Annotated in this window: 10 protein-coding genes and 3 tRNA genes; 9 read left to right on the forward strand and 4 right to left on the reverse strand. The window is 38.8% G+C overall.

What is annotated here, in order from left to right:
- The first annotated feature begins 190 nt into the window (after positions 1–190).
- The 9 genes from mfd to ABNX05_RS22740 all read left to right on the forward strand — a co-directional run bounded on the left by mfd (position 191) and on the right by ABNX05_RS22740 (position 10,627).
- Positions 191–3,703: a transcription-repair coupling factor gene (gene mfd, locus ABNX05_RS22700; protein WP_349661771.1), complete on the forward strand. Its 3,513-nt coding sequence runs from the start codon at positions 191–193 to the stop codon at positions 3,701–3,703.
- Positions 3,704–4,606: 903 nt separating this feature from the next.
- Positions 4,607–5,143 (forward strand): stage V sporulation protein T, encoded by a 537-nt coding sequence (gene spoVT / locus ABNX05_RS22705; protein ID WP_197142735.1) that lies wholly within the window; start codon positions 4,607–4,609, stop codon positions 5,141–5,143.
- Positions 5,144–5,290: 147 nt separating this feature from the next.
- The gene (locus ABNX05_RS22710) at positions 5,291–6,913 is read left to right on the forward strand and encodes a putative polysaccharide biosynthesis protein (RefSeq protein WP_349661772.1); all 1,623 of its coding nucleotides are present in this window, start codon (positions 5,291–5,293) and stop codon (positions 6,911–6,913) included.
- Between the two features lie 9 nt (positions 6,914–6,922).
- Positions 6,923–8,383: a bifunctional methyltransferase/pyrophosphohydrolase YabN gene (yabN, locus tag ABNX05_RS22715; protein ID WP_349661773.1), complete on the forward strand. Its 1,461-nt coding sequence runs from the start codon at positions 6,923–6,925 to the stop codon at positions 8,381–8,383.
- A 4-nt stretch (positions 8,384–8,387) separates the two neighbouring features.
- Positions 8,388–8,678, forward strand: a complete 291-nt coding sequence (locus ABNX05_RS22720; RefSeq protein WP_197142729.1) for an RNA-binding S4 domain-containing protein — start codon at positions 8,388–8,390, stop codon at positions 8,676–8,678.
- A gap of 108 nt (positions 8,679–8,786) precedes the next feature.
- Positions 8,787–9,086, forward strand: coding sequence for a sporulation protein YabP (yabP, locus tag ABNX05_RS22725; RefSeq protein WP_004229167.1), 300 nt, complete (start codon positions 8,787–8,789; stop codon positions 9,084–9,086).
- Positions 9,083–9,574 (forward strand): spore cortex biosynthesis protein YabQ, encoded by a 492-nt coding sequence (gene yabQ / locus ABNX05_RS22730; protein WP_349661774.1) that lies wholly within the window; start codon positions 9,083–9,085, stop codon positions 9,572–9,574. Before yabP ends, yabQ begins: the two co-directional genes overlap by 4 nt.
- 17 nt (positions 9,575–9,591) lie before the next feature.
- Positions 9,592–10,047, forward strand: coding sequence for an FtsB family cell division protein (locus ABNX05_RS22735; protein ID WP_349661775.1), 456 nt, complete (start codon positions 9,592–9,594; stop codon positions 10,045–10,047).
- 133 nt (positions 10,048–10,180) lie between these two features.
- A complete protein-coding gene (locus tag ABNX05_RS22740) occupies positions 10,181–10,627 on the forward strand; it encodes a S1 domain-containing RNA-binding protein (protein ID WP_079563696.1) in 447 nt (148 codons plus the stop codon).
- Positions 10,628–10,839: 212 nt separating this feature from the next.
- Here ABNX05_RS22740 and ABNX05_RS22745 read toward each other — a convergent pair whose 3' ends face one another.
- The 4 genes from ABNX05_RS22745 to ABNX05_RS22760 all read right to left on the reverse strand — a co-directional run bounded on the left by ABNX05_RS22745 (position 10,840) and on the right by ABNX05_RS22760 (position 11,648).
- On the reverse strand, positions 10,840–11,091 hold the full coding sequence (locus ABNX05_RS22745; protein ID WP_349661776.1) for a hypothetical protein: 252 nt from the start codon (positions 11,089–11,091) through the stop codon (positions 10,840–10,842).
- Positions 11,092–11,409: 318 nt separating this feature from the next.
- A tRNA-Glu gene (locus ABNX05_RS22750) sits at positions 11,410–11,481 on the reverse strand.
- Positions 11,482–11,486: 5 nt separating this feature from the next.
- A tRNA-Met gene (locus tag ABNX05_RS22755) sits at positions 11,487–11,563 on the reverse strand.
- A 10-nt stretch (positions 11,564–11,573) separates the two neighbouring features.
- A tRNA-Gly gene (locus ABNX05_RS22760) sits at positions 11,574–11,648 on the reverse strand.
- Positions 11,649–11,927: the final 279 nt, after the last annotated feature.

Consider the following 11,927-nt stretch of genomic DNA (forward strand, 5'->3'; position numbering starts at 1 on the left):
ACGCTTTGGCGCACATTACGTGCGTCCAAAGCTTTTTCCGTTTAACTTCGCTCAGGCTTAGGCTTAAAGCCAATTCTGGACGAAATTATGTCAAGGTATAATGGATAAAATAAACAATAAAAATACGTATTTTAGTACTAGATTACTAGTAATGGTGACGAGAATTATGCGTTGAAAGGAGCTTTTGACATTGGAAGTTTTACGACAGCTTGTGATGCAGGACAAACATATCACATCATTTTTACAAGAGATTCAGAGCGGTCATTCTGCAACACAGCTTATTACAGGATTAACTGGAAGCGCACGCCCGGTAATGGTCGATGCATTATTTGAATATGTAAAAAAACCAATTTATATTATATCTCCTAATCTATTGCAGGCTCAGAAAATGGCCGACGAGCTGGCGGGACTTTTAGGTGAGGAGCATGTTCATTATTATCCTGCCGATGAGTTTATTGCTGCTGATTTATCTGTTGCTTCCCCGGAGCTACGTGCTGAACGTATCGCAACACTTGATCGTCTTGCTAGAGGTGAAAAAGCTGTTTATGTAATACCGGTTGCGGGCTTACGTAAAATGATGCAGCCTAAAGAGCATTGGCTACAGTATTTTTTACAAATAGCAGTAGGTGAGGATATTCAGATTGATGAATGGCTTCAAACGTTAGTAGAGATGGGGTACGTGCGTAATTCGATGGTGACGACACCTGGAGAATTTGCGTTACGTGGTGGCATATTAGATATTTATCCTCCGTATTTAGAGTCACCGATTCGTATAGAATTATTTGATACGGAAGTGGACTCGATTCGAACATTTTCTGCGGACGATCAACGTTCCATTGATAAATTACAGAAGATTCGTATCCTCCCTGCGTCAGAAGTTATTTTGACAAAGGAAGAAAGAAAAGCATTGGCAGGTCGTTTAGAAGCTGCATTAGCGACAAGCTTAAAGAAAGTCAAGAAGCAGGAGACGAAGGAGTTACTGTATCAACATATTCAATATGATATTGAATTGTTACAGCAAGGGAATTTACCGGACTATGTAAATAAATATGGTTCGTTATTGTATGAGATAACAGCCTATTTAGGCGATTATTTTGTACACGACGGCATTGTGCTGTTTGATGAGCTCGGGCGCATTCAGGAGGTTATGGATGCATGGGAGCGTGAAGAAGATGAGTGGTTTTTATCTCTAATTGAAGAAGGAAAAATGGTGCATGATGTAAAGCCAGCATTCTCTTTAAAAGAGATTCTAGCAATGTTATCTCAGCAAAAACTATATTTCTCATTATTTTCGCGAACTTTTGCAGGTGTATCCTTTAATAAGACGACGAACTTTTCTTGCAAACCAATGCAACAATTTCATGGCCAAATGTCATTATTACAAAGCGAGGTTGAACGCTGGCTACTCGGTAAATTTACTGTACTAATTGTGGCGAGAGATAAAGACCGTGTTAAACGTGTACAGCAAATGCTTGAAGAATATGATATTCATACGACAATTGGTCATCCGACAGAAGCGGGTATTTATATTGTGGATGGCTCGCTATCTAGTGGCTTTGAATTACCGTTACAGCGCTTAGTGGTAGTTACAGAGGATGAGCTGTTTAAACAGCAGGCGAAGAAAAAAGCACGTCCTCAAAAAATGACGAACGCAGAGCGTATTAAAAGCTATACAGAAATTAAACCTGGCGACTATGTTGTACATGTACATCACGGTATTGGGAAATATATTGGCTTAGAAACACTGGAGGTAAATGGCACACATAAAGATTACCTACACATTCGATATCGCGCAGATGATAAGTTGTATGTTCCAGTAGAGCAAATAGATTTAATCCAAAAATATGTAGCATCTGAAGACCGTGAACCGAAGCTACATAAATTAGGTGGAGCAGAGTGGAAAAAAGCTAAAGCTAAAGTATCCTCTGCTGTGCAAGATATTGCTGATGATTTAATTAAGCTGTATGCGAAACGTGAAGCAGAAAAGGGTCATGCATTTGCGATTGACAATGACGATCAGCGCAATTTTGAGGCTTCATTCGCTTATGAGGAAACGGAGGATCAGTTACGTTCAATTATCGAAGTGAAACGTGATATGGAACGTGAACGTCCTATGGATCGCCTTGTATGTGGAGATGTGGGATACGGTAAAACCGAGGTAGCAATTCGTGCTGCATTTAAAGCAATTCAAGACGGCAAGCAGGTAGCGTTCCTTGTGCCGACAACGATTTTAGCGCAGCAACATTACGAAACGATTCGTGAGAGATTCCAAGACTTTGCTATTAATGTAGGTCTCCTGTCTCGTTTCCGCACAAAAAAAGAGCAAACGGCGACGTTAAAGGGCTTAAAAGAAGGGCAAGTTGATATTGTTATTGGAACGCATCGAATTTTATCTAAAGACTTAATATTCCAAGACCTCGGATTGCTTATTGTTGATGAGGAGCAACGTTTTGGTGTAACGCATAAGGAAAAAATTAAACAACTTAAGACGAATGTTGATGTATTAACACTAACGGCAACTCCGATTCCAAGAACACTTCATATGTCGATGGTAGGTGTTCGTGATTTATCGGTAATTGAAACGCCACCAGCGAACCGTTTCCCTGTACAAACCTATGTAATGGAGCATAGCGGTGCATTAGTGCGGGAAGCTATTGAGAGAGAAATGGCGCGTGGTGGGCAAGTATTCTACTTATACAATCGTGTAGAGGATATGGCTCGTAAAGTTGATGAAATTCAAACGCTTGTCCCCGAAGCACGTATCGGGCATGCACATGGGAAAATGACGGAGTCAGAATTAGAATCTGTCATATTAGCCTTTTTAGAAGGTGCCTATGATGTGCTTGTAACAACAACGATTATTGAGACAGGTGTAGATATACCGAACGTTAATACATTGATTGTTCACGATGCTGATCGAATGGGCTTAGCGCAGCTTTATCAATTGCGTGGGCGTGTTGGGCGTTCTAATAGGGTAGCATATGCGTACTTTATGTATCAACGTGATAAAGTTCTTACAGATGTAGCTGAGCAACGATTACAGGCGATTAAAGAATTTACAGAGTTAGGTTCAGGATTTAAAATTGCTATGCGTGACTTATCTATTCGCGGTGCTGGGAATCTGCTAGGAGCGCAGCAACATGGCTTTATTGATTCTGTCGGTTTTGACTTGTATTCACAAATGCTACAAGAGGCGATTGCTGAGCGCCAAACTGGTGTGAAAAAAGAAGAGAAGCCTGACATTGAAATTATATTGAGTATTGATGCGTATATTCCGGATGTATACATTCCTGATGGCTATCAAAAAATTCAAATGTATAAACGTATTAAAGCGATGGATCAAGTGGAGGAGTATGGCGAAATCACGGAGGAATTAGAGGATCGCTTCGGAGATCTTCCGATTGAAACTGAGCGCTTACTGCGAATTGCGCGTATGAAGGTATGGGGCTTAGATGCAGGCGTATTGTCGGTAAAAGAAAAGCAAAAAATTATCACAATATTGTTATCAGAAGAGGGGACAGTACAAGTTGATGGCAGTAAAGTTGTTGAAGAATCCATGAAATTTGAACGAGCTGTCGGTTTTGGTATGGATGGTATGCAACTAAAATTAACGATTGATGAACGAAAATGTGGGAAATATCAACCCTTTGATATTTTAGAAGATATGATGCATATTATTGCTAACGCAAAAAAACAAAAATAATAAAAAGCTGACCTTATCTAACTAGGATAATGGTCAGCTTTTTATTATAGAAAAACAAAACGGTCTAGGAGATCTTAATGAATGTTGACGCTGTTGCTGTGCTTACGTATAGAAAACTGTTGTTGTAGACGCTACGTTGGCACTACGCTTACAGACAGAAAACCTTTGTTGCAGATGCAATGTTAGCGCTGGCTCATACGCGGGAAACCCTTATTAGTTGCGATGTTAACGCTACACTTACGCACTGAAAATATCCGATGCTGTCGCTTCGCTTTCGCGCAATAAAAAATTTCTGTAAACCTACGTTAGCACTACACTTGTGTACAGAAAATATATGTTGCAGACGCAACGTTAGCACTACACGTACGCGCAAAAAATATTTGATATGCTCCCTCGCTTTCGTACAGATCCATTGCAGAAGTTTCGTTTTACCATTATTAACTTTGGGTGATATGCCAAAAGGTGCATGCAAATTGAAATTTTGACTGGACTGTAGATGGAGCGACTTCTTAAGTATCGTTTTTACAAATAGAACTGTAGATCTAGCTGATAGGAGCGAGGAGGTGAAAAGGATTAGATTGCGTGAAAATGCCTTTATAATAAAAATCCTTTTGGCTCATTGACGCAATAATATAGGTTGGATTATTATTATTTCTTGTTAAAAATTTTTTATAAAATATTTATAAAAATTTGTTTTTGTGGTTAATCTAAGATAAGTTGATTGAAGTTAAAAATTCTACATGCTAAATGTATTTGAAGTACAATAATTTAGGTTTTAAGGCCTTTTTGAAAAATATTGTTGGGTGTGAAATCCTTTTTCTTCAGTTTTTGCATAGATTGCTTCATAAAAAACCATACTAGAGTTGAAAAAAATTTTTATTGTAGCGAAAGCGAGGATTATGAATGAAGGCAACAGGAATTGTTCGTCGTATTGATGATTTAGGGCGTGTGGTTATTCCAAAAGAAATTCGTAGGACGCTACGTATTCGCGAGGGTGACCCGTTAGAAATTTATACAGACCGTGAAGGCGAAGTTATTTTAAAGAAATATTCTCCAATTAACGATTTAGGGGAATTTGCAAGGGAATATGTAGAAACATTATATGAAACATTAGGTACTCCAGCGTTTGTAACCGACCGTGATGAAGTAATTGCTGTCGCAGGAATCGGTAAGAAAGAGTATATTAATCGTCGTATTACATCTTTTGCGGAAAGTTTTATGGAAGAGCGTTCAACAAAAATAGAAAAAATGGAAACAACTATCGAGATTGTTCCTGGACAATATGAGCAAGTGAAGTCTTATTGTGCAACACCTATTATGGTGAATGGTGATCCAATCGGTTGTATTATCGTTTTATCTAAGGTACATTTTGTTGGTGAAGTTGAAGTGAAAGTTGCAGAAACAGCTGCTAACTTCTTAGCTAAACAAATGAATAGTTGATGAGAATTGAAAGTTATTGCGCTGACCTTTTTTAGGCTGAACAATAACTTTTTTTCGTACATAGTTTTATGGTAATCGTATCCGCGCGTCAAACTTTTGAGATATGCTATACTATTGGCATTGTTAAAGAAGGAAAGAGGGCAATTTATGTCGGAACGTTTTGGCATGAAAAGCTACATGAAGGGAGCGGCCTTACTTACAATTGCTGCCCTTATTGTGAAGGTTCTTAGTGCAATTTATCGTGTGCCTTTTCAAAACCTTGTTGGTGATGAAGGATTTTATATTTATCAGCAAGTGTATCCAGTTATATCTATTTTTGTCGTATGGACATCTAGTGGATTTGCAGTAGCTATTTCTAAGATGCTTGCAGATAATGATTTTATTTTAGACCCGCTAGAGCGAAATCAAAAACGAAGCGGTATTATGCGTATTGTTTTTCGTTATTTAACAGTACTATCGTTGTTGTTTTTTGTTGTTCTATTTAGTGGAGCTGAAATAATTGCACGGCTCATGGGCGATACGCAGCTTGCTCCTTTAATACGGACGGGTTCATTTATAGTACTTGTCATGCCGGCTCTTGCTATTTTAAAGGGCGGCTTCCAATCAAGAGGTATTATGGAGCCGGTTGCTTATGCACAAGTCCTTGAACAAGCTGTGAGGGTATCCGTCATTATAGCGGGCACATTTATCATTATGAAGACGACAGAATCACTATATAGTGCTGGACAAATGGCTATAATAGGTACAGTTATTGGTGAAATTGTAGGTTTTATATTACTTGCGTTTATCTTTAAAAAACGTTTCGGTTTATTGAACGATAAGAAACAGCGACGACGTATCGAAAGTTTTCCTATTATTAAAGAAGTCACATTGCTAAGTTTAAGTGTAAGCATGAGTGGCCTATTGTTACTTGGCTATCAGCTAGTTGATTCCTTTACAATTTATTCATTATTAGTAGAGGGTGGAATGGATCAGAAGGTAGCTAAGATAACAAAAGGAGTTTATGATCGTGGGCAGCCGCTAGTGCAGCTCGGAGTTGTCATTGCTTCTTCTCTTTCGCTAGCTATTGTACCGCTTGTCGCACATATGTCCAAAAAACAGGAAGGCCGTAGTGCAATTCCGTTTATACAATTAACGTATAGAGCGTCTGTATTATTTGGGTGGGCAGCATCTTTAGGTTTAATACTCGTTATGCCTTATATTAACGCAATGCTCTTTAAAACAGATGCGCTGTCGGAAGTGCTTATGGTGTATGTGTTACAAATCGTGCCTTTGTCGATTATTTTGACATTTACAGCTATTCTGCAAGGTTATGGTAAATTAAAAAAGCCAGCTTTATTTTTAATTGTAGGTTTTATATTTAAAATAATATTGAATGTGCTGACAATTAATTTATTTGGTGTATTAGGTGCTGCTATTGCTAATAATGTGGGTCTATTATTTACTGCCCTCATCCTTGTTTTTTATTTAAAGAAAATAATTGCAATTCAATTAGCACCAGCTAGTTTTTATAAAAAAGTTGGAATTGCATCACTAAGCATGGCAGCTGTAGTGCTAGTTTGGTTACAGTTTATACCATCGTTGTTAAGCCAATTTTTATCACCTCGATTTGTTGCGGTGGTAGCAGGTTTTACAGCTGTTAGTTTAGGGGCATTTGTAATGGTCACAATAATTGCTAAGTTACGAGTGCTTGGCGAAAAAGAGTGGTACTTACTACCGTTTGGGCGCAAGATGGCAGTTTATCAATTATGGTTAAATCGGAAGAAGTAGGTGGATTTGTTGAATACTTTAACAGTTATTGGTCTAGGTGCGGGTGATTTTAATCAGCTGCAAATGGGTGTCTATAAAAAATTAAAAGCGGCTAGAAAATTATATGTTCGTACAGTGGATCATCCGGTATTAGGAGAATTATCAGCTGAGGGCTTACAATTTGAAAGCTTTGACACGGTCTATGAAAAACATGGCTCGTTTCAGCCTGTGTATGAAGAAATTGCAGAAACGCTTGTGGCTGCTGCGGCGATTGAAGATGTAATGTACGCTGTACCAGGACATCCACTTGTTGCGGAGCAGACTGTGCAATTGCTGATTGCTGCTGCGGATGCGGGAAAAGTAAAATTAGTCATTGAAGGTGGACAAAGCTTCTTAGACCCAATATTCGGTGCGTTAAAGATCGACCCGATTGAGGGCTTTCAGCTGCTGGATGGCACTAGCTTTTCTATGCATGACATTAACATGCGTCAGCATATTTTAATTGCCCAAGTGTATGATACATTCAGTGCGTCAGAAGTAAAGCTTACGTTAATGGAGAAATATGATGACGAATACCCTGTTACAGTAGTTACTGCAGCAGGATCGGCACAGGAAAAATTAGTGACGGTACCACTTTATGAGCTCGACCAAAGCGTTGAGGTGAACAATTTAACAACGGTATATGTACCACCTGTGAAATCGCAAGAGGAGGCTTTACGAGATTGGGCAACCTTCCGCCAAATTATTGCTGTTTTACGAGGACCAAATGGTTGTCCGTGGGATCAAAAGCAAACGCATGAATCACTGAAAAAATATTTACTAGAAGAAGCGCACGAATATTTGGCAGCGGTAGATGCAGAGGATGACTTTGCGATGATCGAGGAGCTCGGAGATGTACTGTTACAAGTATTCCTTCATGCACAAATCGGAGAAGATCAAGGTTACTTTACATTGGAAGATGTATTAGCTTCAATAAGCGAAAAAATGATTCGTCGACACCCGCACGTATTTGGAGATTTATCGGTAGAAGATGCAGAGGGTGTTGTAGCGAATTGGGAAGTTATAAAAGCAGAAGAAAAGGGTATAAGTGATAAGCCATTATTGGAAGAGGAATATCGGGCGTCCTCTGCTCTACAAACTGCCTATAATTATCAAAAAAGAGCTGCAAAGGTTGGATTTGATTGGCCTGATGTAGATGGAGCATGGGACAAGTTTGCGGAGGAATGGCAGGAATTTCGTAATGAGGTGACGAAAGGTACAAGTGCGTCACGTCTAGATGAATTTGGAGATGTCTTGTTCACGCTTGTGAATTTAGCACGTTTCTACAAGTTAAATCCAGAAGAGGCTATGTTACATGCCAATGAGAAGTTTGCGAGACGCTTTGGTTATGTGGAGGCAAAGGTAAAGGAAAGTGGAAAGCCATTTTCTGATTATACATTAGAACAATTAGATGCTTTTTGGAATGAAGCGAAGCAACTGGAAAAGGAGTAAAAGTATGCGATTAGATAAATTTTTAAAGGTATCACGTTTAATTAAACGTCGTACATTAGCGAAAGAAGTAGCAGATCAAGGCCGTATTACGATCAATGATAAGATCGCAAAGGCTAGTAGTGCTGTTAAAGCTGGAGACGAGCTAGCCATTCGTTTTGGACAAAAAATTGTGACAGCGCGTGTAGAAGAATTACGTGATACTGTGAAAAAAGAAGATGCCGCAAAAATGTTTACGATTTTGAAGGAAGAGCGTCTTGAAAAAATTGAGCCTGAATTTATTGATGACGAAGATTAAATCAAATATTCCTCTGATAAAAGTGTAGCAACTTTAATAAAGTTGTCATGCTTTTAAGGTTGTCCGCATAAAGTGAACAGAAGCTAGGACGACTAAAGGAGGAAGAAAATGACGCTACATCAAGAAAGTAACCGTTACACAATTCCATCTGGAGAACATATTTTAACGATTCGTAATCGTAAAAGAATGGACATGACTTCTGTAAAATCAATTGAACGCTTTGATCAGGAAGAGTTTTTCATTAAGACGTCCCAAGGGCATTTGTTAATCCGTGGAGAAGAACTGCATATCGTTCATTTAGATGTTGACAAAGGGTTATTAACGCTTGAAGGAACTGTAAAAACCTTACAGTATGACGAGGAGGAAAGTGGCTTCTCGAAAGGTTTCCTTCATAAATTATTTGGATGATTGTTAGTGAACAATTTGTTCAACTATTAGTCATGGTTTTGAGCGGTATAGCAGTTGGATTCATTATTGATAGTGTAAGGCTCATTGTTTTTTCAACTCCAAAAAGGTCAAGCCTTCGAAGATGGATGATGGTATTTGAACTACTTACCTGGATTCTACTTGGGGGCATGACATACTATTTATTATTTTGGCTAAAAGATGGCGCTTGGCGGGCTTATGACCCGCTAGCGCAAATAGCCGGAATTTTTTTGTATCAAACATTTTTTCAGACTTTTTTACGTTTCATCGCGAGGGTTTTGGTGAATATAACATGGAGACCTTTGTGGTTCATCATACGATTAATATTTGCTACCATTCGACAAATTTTTAATATATTAATAAATATTGGAGCATTTGTTTTAAGACCTTTTGTCAAAATTTATTCGTATTTGTCCAACACTTTTTTTAAAAAATTTCGATTTATCAAGTATAATAAAAGACAACAATAACTTTCGGAGGTGCGGGCATGACTAAGCGTCGTTCATCAAATGATCGCCAACAAAACTATACTAAGCTTGATAATGACTATGTCCGTAACACGGATAAAGCTATAAATCGTAAAATTGAAGGGCGGAAACGGAAAATGCGCCGCATTGCCTTTTTTGCGATTGTACCAGTCGTTATTATTGCCGTTCTCGGAAATATACTTTTGAATCAAAATGAAACGCTAGCTGCAAAAGAGCAGGAAAAGGTTGAAGCGAAGGAGCATCTTTCTGATTTGAAAGAAGAGCGAGATTCGCTAAACCTTAAAATTAAACAGTTAGAGGATCCTGAGTATATCGCAAAGTTACTACGCAAAGAGTATTTCCTATCCAAAGAAGGTGAAATAAATTTCATTTTACCGGATGAAAAAGAAAAAAAGGCTGATATACCAGATAAAAAAGACGCCGTATCAGAAAAGAAAGGTAAAAAAGACGACTGAAAAGCTATGTATTGTTGACACTCTTTTTTTGTTATATATAATGAAGAGAGAAACTTATTGTAGTAAAAAGTTTGATAAATTGATTACATGACTCAAAAGAGTCGCTTAATTTTTAAGGAGGAGCATTTTTTTTATGTCAATTGAAGTAGGCAGCAAGGTACAAGGTAAAGTAACAGGAATCACAAATTTTGGAGCATTCGTTGAGCTGCCAGATGGCAAAACAGGCTTAGTACACATCAGTGAAGTTGCTGACAATTATGTAAAAGATATCAATGAGCATCTAAAAGTTGGAGATGAAGTTGAAGTAAAAGTGATGAATGTTGAAGCGGACGGAAAGATCGGTCTTTCGATCCGTAAAGCAAAGCCTCAAGCAGAGAGACCAGAGAGACCAGAGCGTCCGGAGCGTCCAGCACGTCCACGTCGCGATAATCGTTCTAATGATCGTAACGAGCGCCATCAACCAAAAGAGAATTTTGAACAAAAAATGGCCCGTTTCTTAAAAGATAGTGATGAACGTCTAGCAACACTAAAACGTGCTACAGAGTCAAAACGCGGTGGTCGCGGAGCTAGAAGAGGGTAGTTTGCTGACTGTTTTAATCGTAGAAAAAGTGTATAAATAGAGTTGGGATTAGCTTATATTAAGCTAATCCTCTTTTTTTAATAATTTCTGTATACATTTCGTCTAGCCATAAGTCGTGGATTACTTTTTAAATTCTTTCAGCAAGTATTTTCGTAGCGAAAGAAAGAGATTTGTTGGCTAAAGCCTCCGGCGGATGTAAGGATAAACCATTCTTACAACGTTGATGTCGGTCTCTTTTTCTTTTTAGGAGCGGGTGCGGGTGCTTGTTCAGTAGGTGTTTCTGAAGACTTTTCGGTTGGACGAACAACCATTTTAACAAGTAAAAACACACCGTATACACTAACGGCTAGTCCAGTAAGAAGTAAAAGTATTTGTACAGCGAATGGTAAATTAATAAGAATGGATACGAGAATGATCATAGAGCCGCTTCCACAAATTAAAGCAGCTTTCGTTAATGAATTCAAAGGAAATAAACCTCCTAGATAACACGCTCTTTTCATTATTAGTATGCCATATTTTAGAGCGCATCACCATAACGTGGGGCTGATTCTATTCCTACTAGGCGCTTTCCTATGAGCGACAGCAACAACAAAGGTTTTGTCTGTGCGAAAGCGAAGCGACAACAACAACAAAGGTTTTGTCTGTGCGAAAGCGAAGCGACAACAACAGCAACAGAAATGTGATATTGCTAATATGTTACTTTATAGTTTCAAAGGCTATTGTACTGTTAACCGACAAAAAAACAGGCGTCTCAGAAATAATTCTGAGACGCCTGTTTGAGATGACCCCTACGGGATTCGAACCCGTGTTACCGCCGTGAAAGGGCGGTGTCTTAACCACTTGACCAAGGGGCCTACTATGGTGGCGGCCGAGGGGATCGAACCCCCGACCTTACGGGTATGAACCGTACGCTCTAGCCAGCTGAGCTAGGCCGCCAATAAGATTATGGAGCGGAAGACGAGGTTCGAACTCGCGACCCCCACCTTGGCAAGGTGGTGTTCTACCACTGAACTACTTCCGCGTTTTAAACAATTTGTTTTAGCAACAAGTTATATAATACAAGCCTTTGTTACTAACGTCAAGTAGTTTTTTTGAAAAAAATAATAAAAATATATGGTTTTTATTCATTAATTAAAGATTTGCTAATAAAAGGGGGGAGTACGATGGCTCATCACCATGATATGTGGTTGATTTCCGTTCCCCTGTGCACTGCAAGGGCTCATCTGTGACGCTAATCCCCAAAGAGTTACCTAGTCCCTACTTCAATCAACTTTAAAATGAATGCCGCCCCTAACTTTTG

Origin of the sequence: Lysinibacillus zambalensis, from assembly GCF_040183165.1 — a bacterium.
Taxonomy (GTDB): domain Bacteria; phylum Bacillota; class Bacilli; order Bacillales_A; family Planococcaceae; genus Lysinibacillus; species Lysinibacillus zambalensis.

What these genes read in the sequence shown, in the direction of transcription:
- spoVT (WP_197142735.1), top strand. Translation starts at nt 4,607, where the DNA reads ATGAAGGCAACAGGAATTGTTCGTCGTATTGATGATTTAGGGCGTGTG.
- ABNX05_RS22710 (WP_349661772.1), top strand. Translation starts at nt 5,291, where the DNA reads ATGTCGGAACGTTTTGGCATGAAAAGCTACATGAAGGGAGCGGCCTTA.
- ABNX05_RS22720 (WP_197142729.1), top strand. Translation starts at nt 8,388, where the DNA reads ATGCGATTAGATAAATTTTTAAAGGTATCACGTTTAATTAAACGTCGT.
- yabP (WP_004229167.1), top strand. Translation starts at nt 8,787, where the DNA reads ATGACGCTACATCAAGAAAGTAACCGTTACACAATTCCATCTGGAGAA.
- yabQ (WP_349661774.1), top strand. Translation starts at nt 9,083, where the DNA reads ATGATTGTTAGTGAACAATTTGTTCAACTATTAGTCATGGTTTTGAGC.
- ABNX05_RS22735 (WP_349661775.1), top strand. Translation starts at nt 9,592, where the DNA reads ATGACTAAGCGTCGTTCATCAAATGATCGCCAACAAAACTATACTAAG.
- ABNX05_RS22740 (WP_079563696.1), top strand. Translation starts at nt 10,181, where the DNA reads ATGTCAATTGAAGTAGGCAGCAAGGTACAAGGTAAAGTAACAGGAATC.